Here is a 21,419-nt window from a genome sequence, read left to right as displayed (position 1 = left end):
CGCGTCAGAGCGCCAGTTCGACCGCGAGCTCCTCGACGAGGTCGTATCCCTCCTGCATCCCGACCTCCATCCCCGAGGAGATGATGACGTCCCTGGTCTGCCTGGACCTGCAGGCTGTGAGCACCTCGAGCGTCGTCCGGCCATCGGTCTCGGTGAACGTGTAGGTGATCAGCGTCGCCTCGCCCGCCCCTTCGCCGCCGGGCATGCCCTCGAAGATCTCGGTGCACACGATCCGCTCGTCGGGCACGATCTCCTCGAACTCGCCGTGGAAGCCGACCTCGAAGCCGCCGCCCGCCTCCAGTGCGTACCGCCAGGCGCCGCCCACCCGCAGGTCGACCTCGGCGACCGTCACGTTGCCGCGCTGGCCGGCCCACCACCGCCTGATCAGGTCCGGCTCCGTGAAGACCCGGTAGACGAGGTGCCGCGGCGCGTTGAACTCACGCGTCACGAGGATCTCGGTGTCGCTCGGCAGCGTCAGGACCGCCGTGCCCTTCGTCGTCGTCTGGCTCATGACTCGCTCTCCTTCAGTTCCTCGAGCACGGTGTCCACCGCGTCGAACCGTTCGTTCCACTGTCTCTCGTAGCGACTGACCCACTCGTGGATCGGCCGCAGCGCTTGTGCGTTCGTGCGGTACAGCCGCCGACGCCCTTCATCTCGCACGTCCACCAACCCCACCTCACGCAGTACCCGCAGGTGTTTGGACGCCTGCGGCTGCCCCAGCCCGAGCGCATCGACGACCTCCCCGACGGACCGTTCGGTGTCCGCCAGGGCGTCGAGGATGTCGCGACGCACCGGCTCCGCCACCGCGTTGAACGCATCCGCCGTCGTTGCTGCTCGTGCCATGCCGTCCAATGTATACCCATATCGGTATGTGTCAAGATCCGGCTCCGGACGAGTCACGAGTCCGGTGTCGGCTAGTCTCGCGGGCGTGGACCCCACGGAAGTCTTCGGATTCGTCACCGGTGCGATCTGCGTGTGGCTCGCCGTTCGCCAGAACGTGTGGACGTTCCCGATCGGGCTCGCCAACAACGTCGCCTTCCTGATCCTGTTCGCCGGCGCCGGCCTGTACGCGAACGCTGCCCTGCAGGTCCTGTTCGCCGTGGTCGGAGCGCTCGGCTGGTACTGGTGGACCAGGCGCGGGCCCGACGGCGCAGCGCTCGTGGTGCGGCGCACGCCCGGTTGGGCGTGGGCCGGCGCGGCAGGAGTGACGGCACTGCTCACCATCGCGGGTCTGTTCGCCCTGTCCGCGTGGACCGATTCCGCCGTCCCGTTCTGGGACTCGCTGACCACGTCGTCCTCTGTTGTCGCGCAGGTGATGCTCGGGCGCAAGTGGCTCGGCAACTGGACGGTATGGCTGGTCACCGACGTCGTCCTGATCGGCCTCTACGCCTCGCAAGGGCTGTGGCTGACGGCGGTGCTGTACGTGGTCTACCTCGCGATGTGTGTGGTCGGGATGCGCAAGTGGCGCAAGGCGCTGGCCAGTGCACCCGCCGTGGGCAGGGTGGGCGCGGGTGTGCTTGACGCCGATGCCGCGGACCCGGACGCCGTGGGCACTGCGCGGGCGGGTCACCCGTGACGCGTCGCTTCCGGCACGGCCTCGTCCTGGGCAAGTTCTACCCGCTGCACGCGGGCCACCTGAACCTGATCCGGACCGGCCTGCGCTCCTGTGACGCCCTCACCGTCGAGGTGCTGGTCTCGTCCGTGGAGTCGATTCCGGCATCGGTCCGTGCGGACTGGATCCGCGCCGAAGCACCCCAGGCCCGGGTGGTGCACGCCGTCGACGACACCCCCGTGGACTACGGCTCGGACGCCGCCTGGGATACCCACCTCGCCGTCATCACCTCCCTGCTTGACGAACCCGTCGACGCGGTGTTCACCTCGGACGCGTACGGCGTGGAGCTCGCGGACCGGCTGGATGCCCAATGGGTGCGGGTCGACCCGGCCCGTCAGGAGGTGCCCGTCTCGGGGACCGCCGTGCGCGCCGATCCGCACCGCCACTGGTGGGCGTTGCCGGCGCCGGTGCGCGCGTACCTGACCACGCGGGTGGTGGTCCTCGGCGCGGAGTCCACCGGCACCACCACCCTGGCCAGGGACCTGACCGCCCACTACGGCACACCGGAGGTGCCGGAGTTCGGGCGGACCTGGAGCGAGATCCGGCCCGGTGGGCTGAGCGCGCCCTGGCACTCGAGCGAGTTCGACCTGGTCGCCACCGAACAGGCCCGCCTTGAGGACGCCGCCGCGGCGCGGACCCCGCGACCGCTCCTCATCGCCGACACCGACGTGCTCGCCACCACCGTCTGGCACGAGCGTTACGTGGGAGCCGCGTCGCCGTCGGTGACGGCCCTCGCCGCGCGCCGGCGCCCCGATCTGTACCTGCTCACCGGCGACGAGATCGGCTTCGTCCAGGACGGCCTGCGGGACGGCGAACACCTGCGGCACGCGATGAGCGCTCGGTTCCGTGAGGTCCTCGACGGCTCCGGCGTGCCCTGGCACGAACTGCGCGGTTCCCCCGCCGGCAGGCTCGCGGCCGCCGTCGACCTCGTCGACGCCCTCGACCACGGCCGGCGGCTGGCCGATCCGTTGCCACAGGCCGGCACCGACGCGCACCGCGCAGGAAGCAGGACTCGCCGATGAACGAGGCCGAAGCACCCCGGAGCAACGGAGCACGCAACAGCACAGACCCGGCCTCCGCCGTCGAGCAGGGTCGGCGCAGCGATGTCTCCGCCGCCCCCACCCTGCCCACCGCGAGCGGCGAGGACCGCCGCGAACTGAGCGTGGACGACCTGTTCGCCCCGCTCGCGCCCGAGTCGGCCGGCCCGAGCAGGCTCGACGAGAAGGTGCGGCAGGCCTACTTCTGGATCGTCAACCACGCGATCATCTCCCCGCACTACGACATCGAGTTCGAACGCCCGGGCGCAGCCGGCCGCTCGTTCGCGCTCGGGGACAGTGCGGCGGAGCTGCGGCTGCCGTCCGCGCAGTCCTACTCGAGCTTCGTGCTGCTGCCGCTGCTCACCTTCGCCGTGCGCGGCCGGTGCCTGCTGCTCGGCGGGCCGGGCCGTGGGAAGACCGCGTCCGCGGTGCTGATGGGGATCCTCGCCGGCTACCCGATCCGCGAGGTGCGCCGGGCCATGCAGCACGGCCACCCACAGCTGACCGTGACGGACATGTTCGGCACGCCGCTGCCGAAGGACCTGATCTCGGCCGACTCCCTCGGCGAGGTGGACGTCGCCTGGCGCACCTGGCTCGGCATGCGGGTGAAGATCGTGGACGAGTACAACCGGATCCCGACGCGCACCCAGTCGGCGCTGCTCACCGTGCTCGCGGACGGCTACGTCGAGGTCTACGACCAGATCTACTCCACCGGCGCATCGGCCTGGTACCTGACCGCCAATGACGACGCCGGCGGCGGCACCTACCAGGTGGTCGAGGCGCTCAAGGACCGCATCGACGTCGTGGCGCACGCGCTGCCGTTCAACACCCGGTTCCTGGACCAGCTGGTGGACCGGGCCGCGCGCCGGCTCCGTCCCGAGGAGCACGTGCCGGAGGGGATCGTGTTCACCGAGGCCGAGCACGACGCCCTCGACGCCGCGATCCGGGCCCTGCCGATGCCCGCGGACGTGCGCCGCCGGATCGAGTTCTTCGCCGCCCAGCTGGAGTTCCTCGAGCGCGCCGGAGTGCAGTTCGAGTACCGCACGAAGGACACGGCCCGCCTTGCCGGCGCGGACGTGCACCAGATCGCAGCGCAGGACACCGGGCGGGACCGACTCTCCGACATCGGCACCTCCGCCCTGAACGGGCTCTCGGTCCGGTCCCTGCAGTCGCTCATCTCCTACTCGAAGGCGATGGCGTTCTTCCGGGGCCGCCCCGAGGTGGGCATCGAGGACGTCCGCGCGGTGCTGCCGTTCGTGCTGCACGACAAGATCAGCCCGGACCTGCGGGCCGGAGTGTTCGACGGCGACGAGGGCGCCCCGCTGCGCACGGACCGGATCTCCTGGCTGCGCGGGATCTTCGACGACGCATGCGCGCAGTACGACACCCTCGACCGGGACGGCAGTGATGCGGTCGGTGAGCTCCTGGACGAGCTGCACGCGGGGCTCGACGGCGTGGATGCCGCGAGCGTACGGGTGCGACTGGCCCGGATCGAGCGGGTGCTCGACTCCTGGTCGATGGCTCGCAAGCTCTACGGGCACCTGTACGACGACGCACTGGCGCTGAAGTACGCACACCAGCGCTACACGAACTACCTGACCTGGCTGTCCTCGAACCCGTGACCGCGACCGACGTGGCAGCGCAGCCGGGTGGCGCGTGGCGCACCTGGGCGGTGGGCCGACGCTCCCACGTCGGTGACGTCCTCGCCCGCGCCCAGGCGGCCGGAGCACCCCGGGCGGACCTGCACCGCGCGCTGCAGCGCATCGGGGTGATGCTTGACGGCGTCGCCACGGCCGGGCTGCCGGCCGGGCGTCTCGACCCCCTCGCCGAGGAGGTACTGGCGCGCGCCGCCGCGCGCGTGAGCGCGCGCCGGTGGCATCCGCACGACCCGACGACCACGGTTCTGCTCGACTGGGTCCCCCGGCTCGCACCGGCGCTCGGCCCGGATCCGGCGGCGGCGCTGTCGGACCTGATCACGGCCGTCACCCGGCTGCGCGGCACCGTCGACGCGGTGCGCTGGCGCGACCTCGTCGGTGCCGCCATGGCGGGTGCGACGGAGGCGACCCACCTGCGCGGCGCCGTCACCGTCGCGGCCTGGCGGTGCGGGGCGGTGCAGTGGCGCAGCGCGGCCCTCGGCGCGGCCGCCGACCTGCCCGAGTCCGTGCTCGGCGGTGCGGCGCGGCTGCGCCCGGGTGGGGCGGCGGGCTCACCGTGGGATGCCCCCGTGGCCGCCGACGCCGACCCCTGGGACGTGCTGGCCCGGAACGCACAGGACCCATGGTGGTGGCCCGGGCTGACGGGTCCGTGGCGCATCGGCGGCTTCCGCGGGTTCGGGGGGCCTTGGGTCCGGATCCCGGAACTGCTCGGCGGGGACGGGCTGCGCTGGTGGGTGCGCACCGAGTCGGCGCCGAACGATGGTGCTGCCGGCACCGACGACATCGAGCCCGCACACTCGCAGGCCGATCTCCCGCCCTATCGGTACTGGGAGGTCCGCGCCGACATCCACGGCTCCCGGGCCGTGCCAAGGCCGGCCCCCGCCGGTGGCGACCGGCCCGCCTGGGCCGCGCCCTCGCCGTCGGGCCCCGCTGGCCCATCCAGCACTGTGACCGTGCAGGCCCACGAGCACTCCTACTACTTGCACGTGGCCCGGCGATGAAGGCACAGGAGCGGCAGCAGCTCGCCGCCCGGTGGCACGCGGCGTGGCCGGACGCCCTGGCCGCGTGGGGCAGCCACCTACGACTGAGCAGCCCGGAACTCATCCGTGTGACGGACCGGCCGCAGGGCGTGCGGTCCTTCGCCTGGTTCAATCTGCGCGACGTCCGGGTCTCGATCGCCCTCGACCTCATCAAGCAGATGGGGCTGAGCGGCCTGCCCACCGAGATCCTCGCCCACGAGGTGGGCCATCACGTGCTCTCGCCGGGCGATCTCGGCACCGCCGCCCGAGTGCTCATCCGGATGCGAACGGGCCTGGTGGACCGCGACGACCTCGCCCCCGTGATGGCGAACCTGTGGTCGGACCTCCTCATCAACGACCGCCTGCAGCGCCGGGCCGGTCTGCGCATGGACGAGGTATGGCGGCAGATCGGCCCGCCGCGCCGCGAGGACACCGTCATGCGGCTCGTGATGCGGACCGACGAGCTGCTCTGGTCGCTGCCGACCGGGTCGCTCGCCGGCCCCGACGTACCCGACCGCCCCGTGGAGCGGGAGGCGCAACTGCTCGCCCGGGCGGTGCGCGCGTACGCCGACGACCCCGTCGGTGGGGCGGCGGGGTTCGGAGCACTGGTCCGTCAACTGGTGCCCGATCCCGAGGAGATGCCGATGCTCACCCTTTCGCGCGTCGTGTGTCACCAGCAGGAGGACGGCGGCGGCATCCCGACCGGCCTCGCGAGCGACCCGTCGCTCGCAGCGCCGGCCCTGCATCCCAGCATCGACCCGCGGGTGGTGCCGAGCGTGCCGGCACTGCCGGGATCCGACGAGCCCGGCGCGGACCAGGGCTCCGGGCCCGTCACGAACGAACGGCCGCACGGGCTCGAGCCGGCCGCGTACGCGGCGGTGCTGCGCCAGCTCGGCCTCGAGTCGGACCCGGTCCGGGCCGCGATCGCCTGGTACGCCGAGAACGCCGCCCCGCATCTGGTGCCGTTCCCGAGCACCGTCTCCCCCGCCCACCCCGATCCGCTGCTGGCCGGCCTCACAGACTGGGATGTCGGCGAGGACCTCGGCGCCATCGACTGGCCCGGGTCGCTGGTCCGCAGCCCCGTGCCGATCCCGGGGGTGACGTTGCAGCGCCGGGACTACCTCAGCGACGCCGGCACCGAACCGGACCGGGTACCCGTCGACCTCGATCTGTACCTCGACTCCTCCGGCTCCATCCCCGATCCGCAGCGGCAGCGTTCTCCGCTCGCACTGGCCGGCGCGATCATGGCCCTCTCGGCGCTGCGCGCCGGGGCCAGGGTGCAGGCGACCACGTGGGCCGGCCCCAACGAGGTCGCCGGCACCGACGGGTTCACCGAGAACGCCGACGAGGTCCTGGCCGCCGTCGTCGCCTACTTCGGCGGGAGCACCTCGTTCCCGCTCGAGCACCTGATGGCCACCCACCTCGGCACCGGCACGCAGGACCGGCCCCGGGAGAGGTCCGCGACGGGCCGTCGGTGCCACATCGCCGTCGTCTCCGACTCGGGGGTCAACTCCATGTTCCTGCGGAACCGAGAGACGACGAGCGAGGCAGCGGACTGCCTCGTGGCCGCCCGCGGTGGCGGCTCCCTGATCCTGAACCTCGGGCAGTCGTCGCGCAAGCAGTACGCCGAGATGGCCGGCGACTACGACGTCTACACCGTCTCCACCTGGGACGACCTGATCCCGTTCGCGCGGGACTTCGCCGCCCGGGTCTGGGATCTTGAGAATGCGGAGAACAGACGATGAGAGCCGCCACGCACCTGGCGTCGAGCGAGCCGGGCGGGCGCACCGGGACCGCGCCCGGGCCGGCCCTGGCCGACCTCATGCGCGACCTCGCCGCGACGCCGCCGGACGTGTGGGATCCGGGGGTGGACGCCCTCGCGCTGTGGTCGGACACCCTCGCCGACGTCGCCCGCGAACGTCCGGGCGGCGGGGATGCCCACGGCCCGGCCGAGCCACTCGCACAGCTCGCGCAGGGTCCGACCCGCGCCGCCATCGGGATCCTCGCGGCGCTGCTGCACGGGCCCGCCCTGCGTCCGTGGACCGGCTGGTGGGCGCCGGAGCGGCTGACCGAAACGGCGCAACGGATGGTCGGCACCCTCGCGGCCTACGTGCCGCCGACACAGTGGGTGGCCGACTCGCGGTCCCGGGAAGAGGCCGCCCGCTTGTTCCTCGACCTGCTCGGGCTACGCCCGGGCGGGGAGAGCGAGGCGGTCGCGACTGACCGGCTGACCGCGCTGAGCAGTCCCGCGCTCGCGGCAGCGCTGGCCGAACTTGCCCAGGAACAGCGCCGAGCGGCCGAGCTCGCCGCCCAACTGGCGGACAAGCGCGCCCGTGAGGCCGCCGCAAGGACCACCTATGTCTGAGGACGCCATGGATGCGACACCGGCTCGACCACTACCGCCGCACCACGACGGCGACCCGGTCCTCGGCGAGTACGAGCCGTTCGCGGACACCGCACTCACCGACGCCGAACGCTGGCCGACCCTGACCGGGCCCGGCGCGGCACGGCTGGCCGCACTGCGGGCGCATCCGCACGCTCCCATGTGGGTGCACGAGTGCGGCGACCGCCTCGACGCCGACGACCTCGCCGCGTTGGCGCACCTGCACGCCGAGATCAGCGGGACCGAACCACCCAGCGCCGGCTCCGCAACTCCGTCGTGGGTCACCGGCCTGCTCGAACGGGCTGCCACCACCGTGCCCCGCTACCGGCGAACCTGGCGCGGCACACCACCGGCGTTCGCGGACGTGCCCACCATCACCCGTGCCGACCTGGCCGCAGACCTCGCCTCGTTCGTGCCGGTGGACCGATCCCTCGCGGACGCGTTCACGGGGACGAGCACCGGCAGCACCGGCGCCGCGCTGGTGCTGCCCCAGCACGCCCGCACGGTGGGCTCGGACCTGATCCAGTTGCGCCGGCTCGTCGCGCTCGCCGGCGCGGACTGGGTCCCGGACCCCGGCCGGCTCGCGGTGCTCAGCGTCGTCTCCCAGGAGACCGCGTTCACCTACGCGAGCCTGCTCTCGGCATTCGAGCAGGCGGGCCTGGCCAGGATCAACCTGCACCCCAGCGCCTGGCGCCGGCCCGGGGACCGGGAGGCGTTCCTCGCCGCCGTCCAGCCGCAGGTGATCACGTCGACACCGTCGGCGCTGGTGGATCTCGCCGACGTCGAGGTCGCGCTGCACCCGGTCGCCGTCATCAGCGGCGCCAACGCGCTCTCCCCTGCGGCCCGGGACCTGCTCCGTACCCGCTGGGGCGCACCCGTGATCGACGTCTACGGGCTGATGGAGACCGGGCCGGTCGCCGCTTCGGTCGACGGCGGACCGCACGTCCTGCTCCCACGGGATCACCACGTCGAGGTGCTCGACGCGCATGGGCGCGGCGTCGCCGCCGGGCACCGCGGCGAGATCGTGGTGACCTCCGCGGAGAACCCGTACCTGCCGTTGCTGCGGTACCGCACCGGTGACCACGCGAGGCTCACCGCGGACGGCGCCCTGGCCGACCTCGAAGGCCGGACCCCGGTCCGGTTCGCCGCCTCCGACGGCACCTGGGTGGACGCCGTCGGCCTGACCCAGGTGCTCCAGGCCCACGGCACGCTCGCGTGGCACCTGCACCAGGGCGCCGACGGCGCGCTCGGTCTGCGCGCCGTCGGCGGCGACGAGGAACCCGCCCTGCGCAGCATCGAGCGCCTGCTCGGGCGCCGCCCGCGGAGCGCCCGCCTGGCCCGACCAGCCGACCTCGGCCCGGGAAAGCCCCGCCGCTTCAGCTCCGACCTCCCCGGCGCCACGCCATAGCGCGTCGATCAGGCGTACCTTCGCCCACGTGACCACTCCACCCACGCTGCCCCACGCGCCCGCCGTACCCGACCATCCGGCAGCGCCTCCCGTCATCGTCGTCGTCACCATCGCCGACCGGCGTGCCGCCCTCGAGTCCGAGTTCTCCAGCCGGTATGCGCGGGACTACGACGTGCGCACCGTGGTCGAGGGCCCGGCGGCCAAGGCGATGCTCGTCCAGCTCGTCACCGGTGGCCGGGACGTCGCCCTGGTGGGCGTCGACCACGGAGTCAGCGGCGACGCGCTGTTGCTGATGGACGCGCTCCGGCTCAAGACCCCGCGCAGCCGCCGGATCATCCTGGCCGCGCCGGAGGCATTCTTCACGGGGCTGGCCGGGCTGCGCGCCGCCCTGGCGCAAGGGCGCATCGACAGCTACCTGATGATCCCCCAGGGCCCGCGCGACGAGGAGTTCCACGGCGCCATCTCGGACTTCCTCTCGGACTGGGCCTGGTCCTCCCGGGCTCCGGAGGTCACCCAGGTCTCCATCGTGGATGACGGTCGGTCCGGCGAGGTCCCGGGCATCCGCGACTTCCTCGACCGGATGGGCATGGCGTACGCCCGGTTCTCCCCGGACAGCGAGGTCGGCCGCCGACTGCGCGCGGCGGTCGGTCCGGACGCGGCGCTGCCGATCGTCGAGAGCCTCGGCCGTCCACCACTGGCCGAAGCGACCCAGCGATCGGTGGCCAGCGCGTTCTACGGCACCCCGGACGACCTCGGGCCAGATCACATCGCCGACCTCCTCATCGTCGGCGCCGGTCCGGCCGGGCTCGCCGCGGCCGTATACGGGGCCTCCGAGGCGCTGAACACCGTGGTCCTGGAGGCCGACGCCGTCGGCGGACAGGCCGGCACGAGCTCGATGATCCGCAACTACCTGGGGTTTCCCCGCGGCATCTCCGGGATGCGTCTCGCCCTGCGCGCCCGGGTCCAGGCCACCCGGTTCGGCGCCCGGATCTTCACCGGCCGCAATGCGGTCGGCCTGCGCCCGGCCACGGCACCGGGTCAGCCGCACGTCGTGGAGCACGAGGACGGCGAGCTACGGGCGAGGGCGGTCCTGATCGCCTGCGGGGTCAGCTACCGCCGCCTCGGCGTACCCGACGTCGAGTCCCTCATCGGCCGCGGCGTGTACTACGGCGCCGCCTCGAGCGTGGCCCGGGACATGGCGGGCAAGGACGTCTTCGTCGTGGGCGGTGGAAACTCCGCGGGGCAGGCAGCGCTGCACCTGGCCAGGTTCGCCCGCAGCGTCACCATCGTGGTGCGCCGGGACGGGCTGGCCGCGACGATGTCCGCCTACCTGGTCAACGAGATCGGGACGCACCGCCGGATCTCGGTGCGGACCGGCGCACGGGTGGTCGACGGCGGCGGTTCCGGGTATCTGGAGTGGCTCGCCCTGGCGGGCGCCGGTAGCGAGCCCGACCGGGTATCCGCGGATGGCTTGTTCCTCCTGCTCGGCGCGGATCCCGGATGCGGCTGGCTCCCGCCGGAGGTCGTCCGCGACGCCAGGGGCTTCGTCCTCACCGGTCGCGACGTGCCCACCGAGCGCTGGCGCGACGGGCTCCCACCTGCCCCGCTGGAGACCACGGTGCCGGGAATCTTCGCTGCCGGGGACGTGCGCGACGGGTCGATGAAACGGGTCGCGGCCGCCAGCGGTGAGGGCGCCTCCGCCGTCGCCCAGGTGCACTCCCACCTCGCGCTCTGAACCGGGTGTGAGGGGGGCCACAGTTCGGGATGCGGTGAGGACGTGCACGGAAAGGCCGCTTTCCCGTAGCATCGCTCCTAGCGCAGGTCCCCACGCGGGTCGGCCCGACCGTCGATTATGACGTCGGCTCTGAAGTCCGTCGCCGCATCCGGGACGCCACGCCTCTCGAGAGTGCGGACCCATGGTCCGGGCCTCGACCTTTCCAGGAGGATCATGCCGTCGAACGGCCGCCGCCGTACCTCGGGTCGCAACGGGACCCGCTCTGCCCGCCAGAACGACCCCGCGCCCCTGCTACCCATCCTCGCCCGCCGGGTGCGCGAGGTGGAGGCGAAGTCCGCCAACGGCAAGGTGGGGCCGACGAACCGCACCAAGTTCCAGGTGATCGCGCTCCTGGTGCGCTCCGAGCGGGCTCGCATCAAGGCGGACGAGTCACTCTCGGGCGGCACCCGCACCGAGCTGATGAAGCGCCTCGACGGCGTCGCCACCATCCTCGCGCGTACCGCGGCCCAGGACACCTCCCTGCTGTCGCTGCTCGAGCCGAACGGGACACCGTCTGCCGCCACCCAGCGGATGCGCCTGGACTGGCTGCTCGAGTCCGGTGCCGAGCTCAGCGAGGAGGAACGCCAGATCAAGGCGCCGGAGCAACGCCGCGAAGAGGTCGTGCCCGAGCAGCTCGCCGCCAAGCAGGTCGTGCCCGTCGCCGTGCGCGCCAGGGTCCGCGCGAACCCGTTCCTCGAACCGGACCTGTCCCGGCCCGCCGACCCCGAGCCGGTCGGCTACCTGTCCGGCTGGGATCTGATCGACCCGCTGTACCGGGCCTTCGAGCAGGGCGCCGGCGGTGGCGCCGCCAGCATGAATCTGCCTCCGGTCCCGAAGATCGACCGCTTCTCCCCACCCGGGCTCGACTTGATGCCGCACCAGATCCAGCTGCTGGAGAGCGTGCGCCGCGGCCACCGCACGTTCCTGCTGGCCGACGAGCCGGGGCTCGGCAAGACCGCTCAGGCGGTGATCGCGGCCTCCGTTGCGGACGCCTACCCGATGCTGGCCGTGGTCCCGAACGTCGTGAAGATCAACTGGTCCCGCGAGGTGGAGCGGTGGACCCCGCAGCGCCGGGTCACCGTGATCCACGGTGACGGCCGGGACATGGACGCGTTCGCGGACGTGTTCGTGGTGAACTACGCGATCCTGGACCGGCACCTGTCCTGGCTGTCCAACCTCGGCTTCCGCTCGATGGTCGTGGACGAGGCCCACTTCATCAAGAACCTCACGTCCCAGCGTTCTCAGCACGTACTGTCCCTCGCCAAGCGGATCCGCGACCGCGAGCCCACCCACAACCCACTGCTGATGGCGCTCACCGGTACCCCGTTGATCAACGACGTCGAGGACTTCAACGCCATCTGGCAGTTCCTCGGCTGGACCGACGGCCAGCAGCCGTCCCCGCGGCTGACCCGCCGGCTCGAGGCCACCGGGCTGACCCCTGCCGATCGCGGCTTCTACCCCCAGGCCCGCGCCGCCGTCATCGACATGGGCATCGTGCGCCGCACCAAGGCCGCCGTCGCGAAGGACCTGCCCGCGAAGCGGGTGGCGGATCTTCCGGTGGAGCTGGACGGCGAGATCGGCCGCTCGATCCGCGCGGCCGAGCACGAGCTCGGTCAGCGCCTCGTGAACCGGTACCTGCGCATGCTCGAGGCCCGCGAGGGTGGCATCCCGAACAACCACGAGCCGGACCTGGAGCTCATGCGCCGGGTGGCGCAGGCCGAGCTGGACTCGACCTCACCGACCGCCGACGGCGACAACGTGTTCACGATGGTCCGCAAGATCGGGCAGGCCAAGGCCACCCTCGCCGCGGACTACGCCGCGCAGCTGGTGCACTCGGTCGGCAAGGTCGTCTTCTTCGCCAAGCACATCGACGTCATGAACACCGCCGAGCGGATGCTCGCCGACGCGGGCCTGCGCACGGTGTCGATCCGTGGCGATCAGACCACCACGCAGCGACAGGCCGCCATCGACGCGTTCCAGAACGACTCCGACGTGTCCGTTGCGGTGTGCTCACTGCTCGCGGCCGGCGTAGGCCTCAACCTGCACGCCTCCTCCAACGTGGTCCTCGCCGAGCTCTCCTGGACCGCGGCCGAGCAGGACCAGGCGATCGACCGTGTGCACCGGATCGGTCAGGAGGAGCCGGTCACCGCCTGGCGGATCCTCGCCGCGCACACGATCGACACCAAGATCGCCGAGCTCATCGACGCGAAGCAGAGCCTGGCCGCCCGTGCCCTGGACGGCAGCGACGAGGAGATCGTCAGCAGCGACTCGGTCCAGCTCGACGCCCTCGTGCACCTGATGGTGCAGGCCCTGGAGGGCTGATCGCCCGCCGGGCAGAGGTCCCCATCGGGCCTCCGGCCGCGCGCGCGCGCCGGAGCGTACCCTCGTGAATATGGGCGTCTCGACGATCTCGCCACCCACCCCCGCCACGATCCGTCGGAGCGCGGGTGTCGCGGGTCTGCTCGCCGCGGCGCTGACCCTGACCGTGGGGCACCTGGTGGCCGCGATCATCGACCCGGACGCCTCCCCGTTCATCGCCCTCGGGGGCGCCGTCGTGGACGCCACGCCCACCTGGCTCAAGGACTTCGCGGCGTCAACGTTCGGGACTGCGGACAAGGCGGTGCTGTTCGGATGCATGGCCCTGGTGGCTGCGGCGCTCGCCTACGGCATCGGCCTTCTCGCGGTGCGACGCCCGACGGCGGCCGCTCTCGCCGTGGTCGTTCTCGCCGGAATCTGTGGCGTGGCCGCCATGGGGCGGGCCGGTACCGGGATGCTCGCCTGGTTGCCGGCGCTGGTCGGCGCGGGTGCCGGTGTCATCGCGCTGCGCGCGATGGTCGAGACACTCAACGGTCCCCGCGAGGACCCCGGCGACGACCTCGATGACGCGTCCCGGGACGCCGTCGGGACCGACCGGCGCTCGTTCATGCGCTCGGCGACCGTGGTCGGCGTCGTCGCGGCGGCCTCCGCGCTCACGGGCGTGATCGTCACGGCGGCGAGGTCCACCGCCTCGAGGGCCCGCGACCTGCTCCAGCTGCCGGCCCCCGCGATGCCCGCGCCGCCGCTGCCGGACGGCGTGCAATCCGCCACCGAGGGCGTCGAGCCGTTCGTCACCCCGAACGAGGACTTCTACCGGATCGACACCGCGCTGATCGTGCCGGACGTGGATCCCGCGGCATGGACGGTCCGGGTGCACGGGCTCGTCGAGAACGAGGTCGAGCTGAACCTGGACGACCTCCTCGCCCGGGACCTCGTCGAGACCCACGTGACGCTCACGTGCGTGTCCAACCCGGTGGGCGGCGACCTGGTCGGCAACGCGCTCTGGCTCGGGCTACCGATCCGGGAGGTCCTCGCCGAGGCGGTGCCGCTGCCCGAGGCGGACATGGTCCTCTCCCGCAGCATCGACGGTTTCACCGCGTCCACCCCGATCGAGGTGCTCACCGACGACCGCGACGCGATCTTCGCGGTCGGGATGAACGGCGAGCCGCTGCCGACCGAGCATGGGTTCCCGGTCCGGATGGTGGTGCCGGGACTCTACGGCTACGTCTCGGCCACGAAGTGGGTCGTCGAGCTCGAGGTGACCCGGTTCGCGGACGCGACGGCCTACTGGACCGACCGCGGCTGGTCCGAGCGCGGGCCGATCAAGACCGCGTCGCGCATCTCCGTCCCGCGTCCGAGTGCCCACGTGAGCGCCGGGGACGTCGCCGTCGGCGGGGCCGCCTGGGCACAGCACCGCGGCATCGCGAAGGTGGAGCTCCAGGTAGACGAGGGTCCGTGGGAGGAGGCGACGCTGGCGGATGAGGCGAGCGTGGACACCTGGCGACAGTGGTCCTGGTCCTGGACCGATGCCCAACCCGGCCAGCACACGCTGCGTTCCCGGGCCTACGACCCGGACGGCGTGCAGACCTCGACGGTCGAGGGCGTGATCCCCGACGGCGCCACCGGCTGGCACACCATCTACGTGTACGTCGACTGAGCGCAGCCGCCGTCACGCGCGGATCGTACCGAGATGGCACTCTTGGGCATATGCAACAGACCTGGCCCGGACATCCCTACCCCCTGGGTGCCACCTACGACGGCACCGGAACGAACTTCGCGCTGTACTCCTCCGTCGCGGAGCGGGTCGAGTTGTGCCTGATCGACGACGACGGGAACGAGACCCGCTGCGAGGTCACCGAGACGGACGCATACGTGTGGCACGTCTACCTGCCCACGGTGCAGCCGGGGCAGCGGTACGGCTACCGGGTGCACGGCCCGTACGACCCTGACCGTGGCCACCGCTGCAACCCGTACAAGCTCCTGCTGGACCCGTACGCGAAGGCGATCGACGGCCAGATCGACGGCGACGAAGCCCTGTTCGCCTACCGCTTCGACGACCCCGACTTCCAGACCGTCGTCAACGACGACGACTCGCTGCCGCACACGATGACCTCTGTCGTCACGAACCCGTTCTTCGACTGGGGCCACGACCGGCCACCGGACCGGGAGTACCACGACAGCGTCATCTACGAGGCGCACGTCAAGGGCATGACGATGCTGCACCCGGACGTGCCGGACGAGATCCGCGGCACCTATGCCGCGCTCGCGCACCCGTCGGTGGTCTCCCACCTGGTGGACCTCGGCGTGACCGCGATCGAACTCATGCCCGTGCACCAGTTCGTCCAGGACCCCCCGCTCACGGAGAAGGGCCTGAGCAACTACTGGGGCTACAACACGATCGGCTACTTCGCCCCACACAACGACTACTCCGCGTTCGGCACCCGGGGCGAACAGGTGCTCGAGTTCAAGAGCCTGGTCAAGGCCATGCACGCAGCGGGCATCGAGGTCATCCTCGACGTGGTCTACAACCACACCGCCGAGGGCAACCACCTGGGCCCGACGCTGTCCTTCCGCGGGATCGACAACGCCTCCTACTACCGGCTCGTCGACGACGACAAGCGGCACTACTTCGACACGACCGGCACCGGCAACTCACTGCTGATGCGATCCCCGCACGTGCTCCAGATGATCATGGACTCGCTGCGGTACTGGATCACCGACATGCACGTGGACGGGTTCCGGTTCGACCTCGCGGCCACGTTGGCTCGTCAGTTCCACGAGGTCGACCGGCTGTCCTCGTTCTTCGACATCATCCAGCAGGACCCGGTGATCTCCCAGGTCAAGCTGATCGCCGAGCCCTGGGACCTCGGCTCCGGCGGGTACCAGGTTGGTGGGTTCCCACCGCTGTGGACCGAGTGGAACGGCAAGTACCGGGACACCGTGCGCGACTTCTGGCGCGGCGAGCCGGACACACTCGGCGAGTTCGCGAGCCGGATCACCGGATCCTCGGACCTGTACGAGCAGACCGGGCGCACCCCGATCGCGTCGATCAACTTCGTCACGGCGCACGACGGTTTCACCCTGCGGGACCTGGTCTCCTACAACGACAAGCACAACGACGCCAACGGCGAGGACGGCCAGGACGGCGAGAGCCACAACCGGTCCTGGAACTGCGGCGTCGAGGGCCCGACGGACGACGTGGAGGTGAACGCGCTGCGGGCACGCCAGCAGCGCAACTTCCTGACCACCCTGCTGCTGTCCCAAGGGGTGCCGATGATCGCCCACGGCGATGAGATGGGCCGCACCCAGGACGGCAACAACAACACCTACGCCCAGGACAACGAACTGGCCTGGGTGCACTGGGACCTCGACGAGGAACAGAACGCGCTGCTCGCGTTCACCCGCCGCCTGATCGCCTTCCGTGCGGACCATCCGGTGATCCGCCGTCGCCGGTTCTTCAACGGCTCCACGTCGCCTGCGAACGGCCTGCCGGAGCTGCCCGATCTTGCCTGGTTCGAACCGAACGGCACGGCGATGGGACCCGACGCCTGGAACACCGGGTTCGCCCGGTCGGTCGCGGTGTTCCTCAACGGTGAGGCGATCGAGGAACCGGACGTGCGCGGACGCCGGGTCACGGACGACTCCCTCTACCTGCTCATCAACGCCGACGCCGACGACATCGAGTTCAGTCTGCCGGACGCCGACTTCGGTGCCGGCTGGAGCCCGGTCCTCAGTACCGACACCGATCAGGACCTAGGGGCCTCCTACGAACCCCGCGAGCAGGTCGCCGTCACGGCCCGCAGTATCGTCATCCTCGCCCGCCTGAGTGCGGTGGAGACCGAGAGCGCCCTGTCCGCGCCGTCACCGGCGGCCGCCGAGACTCCCCCGACCACCAGACGCACGCGCGGAGGCCGCACGCAGTGACCGACCGCACCCACGGATTCGCCCGCCGCACCCCGATCTCGACCTATCGTCTGCAACTCGGCCCGGACCTCGGGTTCGACGACGCCGCCGCCAAGGTGGGCTACCTGAGTGACCTCGGTGTCACCGACCTGTACCTGTCCCCCGTGCTCGCCGCCGCACCCGGGTCCACGCACGGCTACGACGTCATCGACCACGGCCGGCTGTCCGACGTGCTGGGTGGCCGGCCGGCGTTCGAACGACTCGTCGCGGCCGCCCGGGCGCGTGACCTCGGCGTCATCGTCGACGTGGTGCCGAACCATATGGCGGTGCCCACCCCGGCGAGCCTGAACAAGGTGCTCTGGTCGGTGCTCGCGCAGGGGCCGGAGTCGCCGTACGCGTCCTGGTTCGATGTGGACCTCGGCGAGGGTGCGCAGGTGCTGATGCCCGTCCTCGGGCGCCGGCTGGGCGCCGCGATGGCCGATGGCGAGCTGACGGTGTCCCGGCTGGACGAGCCCGAGTCCGGCATCAGCGCCGACGAACCCGTGCTGTGCTACTTCGAGCACCGGTTCCCGATCCGGCCCGGCACGGAGCATCTGCCGCTCGCCGAACTGCTGGAGCGCCAGCACTACCGGCTCGCCTACTGGCGGGTCGCGGACGAGGAGCTGAACTACCGCAGGTTCTTCGACGTCGGCTCGCTCGTGGCCATCCGGGTGGAACGCCCGGAGGTGTTCGATGCCACGCACGCACTGCTCCTCGAACTCTTCGATGCCGGTCTCGTGGACGGCTTCCGCATCGACCACCCGGACGGGCTCGCGGATCCCCGCGGCTACTTCCGGCGCCTGGACGAGCGCACCGGCGGCGCCTGGACCGTGGCCGAGAAGATCCTCGAGGCGGACGAGACGCTGCCGGCGGACTGGCCGACCGCCGGGACCACCGGGTACGACGCCGCGTGGCGGATCGGCCAGGTCCTCATCGACCCGTCCGGCGCGGGACCGCTCGGCGCTGTGCTGACCGAACTCACCGGCGACTCGGTCGGGACGCTGCCGCAGCTGACCGAGACGGCCAAGCGGGAGATCGCCACCGGCCCGCTGTACGCGGAGGTGCATCGCCTCTCGTCCCTGATCGCGGACCTGTGCCACGACGACGTCCGGCTCCGCGACCACACCCTGCGCGCGATCACCGACTGCGTCACCGAGCTCGTGGTGGCCTGTGACCGATACCGCGCATACGTGGTCCCCGGCGAGGTGGCTCCGGGGGCCAGCGAGAACCTAGTCCGCGAGTGGGCGCAGGTGGCCGCGACCCGGCTCGAGCCGGACCGTGCGGAGACCCTCGAGGTCGTGGTCGACCTCGTACTCGGCCGCGAGGTCGGCAGCGCCGGACGTCACCATGAAGCGCGCCGCAACGAGGTGATCGTCCGGTTCCAGCAGGTCTGCGGGGCCGTGGTCGCCAAGGGCGTCGAGGACACGGCGTTCTACCGGTGGACGCACCTGACCGCGCTGTGCGAGGTCGGTGGTGCGCCGCAGACGTTCTCGATCGACGGCGACGAGCTGCACGCCTGGGCCGCGAACACCCAGATGCAACGGCCGGCCACGATGACCGCCGGGTCCACGCACGACAACAAGCGCGGCGAGGACGTCCGCGCCCGGGTCGGTGTGCTGTCCGAGCTGTCCGGGCCGTGGCAGCAAGCCGTGACCGCCCTGCGTGCCACCACCGTGCAGGTCCGGCCCGCCGACCTCGACGGCCGCACCGAGAACCTGCTCTGGCAGACACTTGCCGGCACATGGACCGCCGACGGCCCGATCACGGCGGAGCGGCTCTCCGGGTACCTCGTGAAAGCCTCCCGGGAGGCGAAGACCTGGACCAGTTGGACCTCGCCCGACACCGCCGGCGAGGACGCGCTCACGACCTTCGTGGCCGCACTCAGTGGGGACCCGGACGTGGCGCAGATCCTCACCGAGTGGGTCCGCCTCACCGCCGAGCCGGTGCGTGCCGCGACGCTCGCGACCAAGGCACTCCAGCTCACCCTGCCCGGGGTCGCTGACACCTATCAGGGCGCCGAGTCAACCTTGGTTGCCCTTGTGGACCCGGACAACCGGGGACCGGTGGATCACGAGCCGCTCGCCCGCGAGCTCAATCGGCTCGACGGCGGTGCCTCGCCCCGGGATCTGGCCGCCGAGAAGCTCCGGCTCACCGCCGCGGTGCTGCGCCTGCGACGCCGCCGGCCCGAGGCCTTCGTGGGCGCTATCGCCGGCTACGAGCCGTTGCCGACGTCCACGGGACACGCGGTCGCGTTCGCCCGCACGGCCGACGGCGTCCCCGCCGTGGTCACGGTCGTCACCAGGCTGTCGGTGGGCCTCGCCGCCGGTGGCGGGTGGGGGGCGAGGACCGTGGTACTTCCCGAAGGATCCTGGCGGGACGTACTGACCGGCGCCGAGCACGACGGCGGCTCGGTGGATCTGGCCGTCCTCCTCGCCGATTCTCCCGTGGCGGTCCTGGAGGCCGCGCCGTGAGCGGGAACGGCCCGGGCGGCAGCGAGGCGACCGGCGCCGCACGCCTGCGGGTCTGGGCGCCGTCGGCGCGCGACGTCACCGCCGACCTGGGTGACCGGCTCGTGCCCATGCACGCCCTGGACGGTGGCTGGTGGGAGACCTCGGAGTCGGTCCCTCACGGCACCGACTACGCCTTCCGGCTCGACGGCGGCGACCCGCTCCCCGACCCGCGCAGCCCGTGGCAGCCGAACGGGGTGCACGCGCCCTCACGCACCTTCGACACGGGCGCACATGCCTGGACCGACGCCCACTGGCCCGGCATCGATGTGCGCGGCGCGCTGCTCTACGAACTGCACGTCGGCACGTTCACCGGCGAAGGCACCCTGGACGCGGCACTGACCCGGCTCGGCGACCTCGTGGACCTCGGGGTCGAGGTCGTCCAGCTCATGCCGGTGGCGGCGTTCCCGGGGCGGGCCGGCTGGGGCTACGACGGAGTGGACCTGTTCGCCGTGCACGAGGCCTATGGCGGGCCGGGCGCACTGCAGCGGTTCGTCGACGGCGCCCATGGACTCGGCCTCGGCGTCGCCCTCGACGTGGTCTACAACCATCTGGGCCCGTCAGGGAACTACCTGAGCCGGTACGGCCCCTACTTCACCGACCGCCACGAGACACCGTGGGGTGAGGCTGTGAATCTCGACGGCGCCGGCTCGACCGAGGTGCGCGCGTTCATCATCGACAACGCGCTGCGGTGGCTACGCGACTTCCACCTCGACGCCCTCCGGCTCGACGCCGTGCACGCCCTGGTGGACGACTCCTCGGTGCACCTGCTCGCCGAACTGGCCACCGCCGTCGGGCAGTGTGCCGACCACCTCGGCAGGCCGCTCGGCCTCATCGCCGAGTCGGACCTCAACGACGTCGCCATGGTCACGCCGGTCTCCGACGGCGGCCTCGGCATGACCGCGCAGTGGGATGACGACGTGCACCATGCCATCCATGCGTTCCTGACCGGCGAGCGGCACGGCTACTACGCCGACTTCGGGTCCTACGAGGCCCTCGCCAAGGCGCTCACCGACGTGTTCGTGCACAACGGCGTGTTCTCGTCGTTCCGCGGCCAGGTGTGGGGCGCGCCCGTGCCCGATGACGTGAGCGGCCACGCGTTCGTGGTGTCCACCACCACCCACGACCAGGTGGGCAACCGGGGTCGGGGCGACCGGCCGGCCGCGAGCCTGAGCGAGGGGCGGCAGGCGATCTCCGCGGCGCTGCTGCTGACGACCGGGTTCACGCCGATGCTGTTCATGGGCGAGGAGTGGGGCGCGAGCACGCCGTGGATGTTCTTCACCGACCACGCCGAGCCGGAGCTCGCGCAGTCGATCCGGGACGGCCGGGCCCGCGAGTTCGGTGCGCACGGCTGGGCGGAGCTGTACGGCGACGACGTGCTGCCCCCGGATCCGCAGGACGCGGCCACCGTCACCGCATCCACCCTGGACCGGGACGAGCGCCGGCGTGGTCACCACGCTCGCATCCTGGCGTTCTACCGCGACCTGATCGCGCTCCGGGCCCGCACCCCTGACCTGCGCAGCGGGGACCGGCGCGCCACCATGGTGGACCACGACGCCGACGCGCAGTGGCTACGGATCAGGCGGGGCTCGGTCGTGATCGCGATCAACGTCGGGCCGGCCGAACACGTGGTGCCGCTGACCGAGGTCGCCGGCCTGCGGGTGCTGCTCAGTTCGGACGACCTACGCCCGGACGCGATCACGGCCGACGGCGTGCGGCTTCCGGCCGAGAGTGTGGCCGTGCTGGGCTGACCGGCACCGCAGAGT

At 71.9% G+C, this 21,419-nt stretch carries 15 protein-coding genes; 13 read left to right on the top strand and 2 right to left on the bottom strand.

From position 1 onward, the window contains the following. Positions 1-4: 4 nt before the first annotated feature. Positions 5-511 carry an SRPBCC family protein gene (locus HALOF300_RS25895; RefSeq protein ID WP_156743770.1) on the bottom strand — a complete coding sequence of 169 codons (507 nt, stop codon included), beginning with the start codon at positions 509-511 and terminating at the stop codon, positions 5-7. Beyond that, positions 508-843, bottom strand: coding sequence for an ArsR/SmtB family transcription factor (locus HALOF300_RS25890; RefSeq protein ID WP_156743769.1), 336 nt, complete (start codon positions 841-843; stop codon positions 508-510). The genes HALOF300_RS25895 and HALOF300_RS25890 overlap by 4 nt, the downstream gene beginning before the upstream one ends. 85 nt (positions 844-928) lie before the next feature. Here HALOF300_RS25890 and pnuC point away from each other — a divergent pair, with 85 nt between their 5' ends. The 13 genes from pnuC to treZ all read left to right on the top strand — a co-directional run bounded on the left by pnuC (position 929) and on the right by treZ (position 21,404). Next, positions 929-1,576 (top strand): nicotinamide riboside transporter PnuC, encoded by a 648-nt coding sequence (gene pnuC / locus HALOF300_RS25885; RefSeq protein ID WP_156743768.1) that lies wholly within the window; start codon positions 929-931, stop codon positions 1,574-1,576. Beyond that, complete coding sequence (locus HALOF300_RS25880; RefSeq protein ID WP_156743767.1) at positions 1,573-2,634, top strand: AAA family ATPase; 1,062 nt, start codon at positions 1,573-1,575, stop codon at positions 2,632-2,634. The genes pnuC and HALOF300_RS25880 overlap by 4 nt, the downstream gene beginning before the upstream one ends. Then, positions 2,631-4,271, top strand: a complete 1,641-nt coding sequence (locus tag HALOF300_RS25875) for a MoxR family ATPase (protein ID WP_156743766.1) — start codon at positions 2,631-2,633, stop codon at positions 4,269-4,271. Before HALOF300_RS25880 ends, HALOF300_RS25875 begins: the two co-directional genes overlap by 4 nt. Beyond that, positions 4,268-5,305, top strand: coding sequence for a serine/threonine-protein kinase (locus HALOF300_RS25870; protein ID WP_156743765.1), 1,038 nt, complete (start codon positions 4,268-4,270; stop codon positions 5,303-5,305). Before HALOF300_RS25875 ends, HALOF300_RS25870 begins: the two co-directional genes overlap by 4 nt. Next, complete coding sequence (locus HALOF300_RS25865; protein WP_156743764.1) at positions 5,302-7,068, top strand: hypothetical protein; 1,767 nt, start codon at positions 5,302-5,304, stop codon at positions 7,066-7,068. The genes HALOF300_RS25870 and HALOF300_RS25865 overlap by 4 nt, the downstream gene beginning before the upstream one ends. Then, on the top strand, positions 7,065-7,688 hold the full coding sequence (locus HALOF300_RS25860) for a hypothetical protein (RefSeq protein WP_156743763.1): 624 nt from the start codon (positions 7,065-7,067) through the stop codon (positions 7,686-7,688). Before HALOF300_RS25865 ends, HALOF300_RS25860 begins: the two co-directional genes overlap by 4 nt. Further along, positions 7,681-9,114, top strand: coding sequence for an AMP-binding protein (locus HALOF300_RS25855; RefSeq protein ID WP_231955787.1), 1,434 nt, complete (start codon positions 7,681-7,683; stop codon positions 9,112-9,114). Before HALOF300_RS25860 ends, HALOF300_RS25855 begins: the two co-directional genes overlap by 8 nt. A gap of 28 nt (positions 9,115-9,142) precedes the next feature. Further along, the gene (locus HALOF300_RS25850) at positions 9,143-10,849 is read left to right on the top strand and encodes an FAD-dependent oxidoreductase (protein ID WP_231955786.1); all 1,707 of its coding nucleotides are present in this window, start codon (positions 9,143-9,145) and stop codon (positions 10,847-10,849) included. A gap of 213 nt (positions 10,850-11,062) precedes the next feature. After that, positions 11,063-13,210 (top strand): DEAD/DEAH box helicase, encoded by a 2,148-nt coding sequence (locus HALOF300_RS25845; RefSeq protein ID WP_156743762.1) that lies wholly within the window; start codon positions 11,063-11,065, stop codon positions 13,208-13,210. Between the two features lie 70 nt (positions 13,211-13,280). Next, positions 13,281-14,861: a molybdopterin-dependent oxidoreductase gene (locus HALOF300_RS25840; protein WP_156743761.1), complete on the top strand. Its 1,581-nt coding sequence runs from the start codon at positions 13,281-13,283 to the stop codon at positions 14,859-14,861. 50 nt (positions 14,862-14,911) lie between these two features. Further along, complete coding sequence (glgX, locus tag HALOF300_RS25835) at positions 14,912-17,128, top strand: glycogen debranching protein GlgX (RefSeq protein ID WP_156743760.1); 2,217 nt, start codon at positions 14,912-14,914, stop codon at positions 17,126-17,128. Beyond that, positions 17,125-19,617: a malto-oligosyltrehalose synthase gene (gene treY, locus HALOF300_RS25830; RefSeq protein ID WP_156743759.1), complete on the top strand. Its 2,493-nt coding sequence runs from the start codon at positions 17,125-17,127 to the stop codon at positions 19,615-19,617. The genes glgX and treY overlap by 4 nt, the downstream gene beginning before the upstream one ends. Next, the gene (treZ, locus tag HALOF300_RS25825) at positions 19,614-21,404 is read left to right on the top strand and encodes a malto-oligosyltrehalose trehalohydrolase (protein ID WP_231955785.1); all 1,791 of its coding nucleotides are present in this window, start codon (positions 19,614-19,616) and stop codon (positions 21,402-21,404) included. The genes treY and treZ overlap by 4 nt, the downstream gene beginning before the upstream one ends. Positions 21,405-21,419 lie beyond the last annotated feature (15 nt).

Origin of the sequence: Occultella aeris (assembly GCF_902703175.1) — a bacterium.
Classification (GTDB): Bacteria; Actinomycetota; Actinomycetes; order Actinomycetales; family Beutenbergiaceae; genus Occultella; species Occultella aeris.
This window is presented reverse-complemented; position numbering and strand designations above follow the sequence as displayed.

What these genes read in the sequence shown, in the direction of transcription:
- HALOF300_RS25895 (WP_156743770.1), bottom strand. Translation starts at nt 511, where the DNA reads ATGAGCCAGACGACGACGAAGGGCACGGCGGTCCTGACGCTGCCGAGC.
- HALOF300_RS25890 (WP_156743769.1), bottom strand. Translation starts at nt 843, where the DNA reads ATGGCACGAGCAGCAACGACGGCGGATGCGTTCAACGCGGTGGCGGAG.
- HALOF300_RS25875 (WP_156743766.1), top strand. Translation starts at nt 2,631, where the DNA reads ATGAACGAGGCCGAAGCACCCCGGAGCAACGGAGCACGCAACAGCACA.
- HALOF300_RS25865 (WP_156743764.1), top strand. Translation starts at nt 5,302, where the DNA reads ATGAAGGCACAGGAGCGGCAGCAGCTCGCCGCCCGGTGGCACGCGGCG.
- HALOF300_RS25860 (WP_156743763.1), top strand. Translation starts at nt 7,065, where the DNA reads ATGAGAGCCGCCACGCACCTGGCGTCGAGCGAGCCGGGCGGGCGCACC.
- HALOF300_RS25855 (WP_231955787.1), top strand. Translation starts at nt 7,681, where the DNA reads ATGTCTGAGGACGCCATGGATGCGACACCGGCTCGACCACTACCGCCG.
- HALOF300_RS25845 (WP_156743762.1), top strand. Translation starts at nt 11,063, where the DNA reads ATGCCGTCGAACGGCCGCCGCCGTACCTCGGGTCGCAACGGGACCCGC.
- HALOF300_RS25840 (WP_156743761.1), top strand. Translation starts at nt 13,281, where the DNA reads ATGGGCGTCTCGACGATCTCGCCACCCACCCCCGCCACGATCCGTCGG.
- glgX (WP_156743760.1), top strand. Translation starts at nt 14,912, where the DNA reads ATGCAACAGACCTGGCCCGGACATCCCTACCCCCTGGGTGCCACCTAC.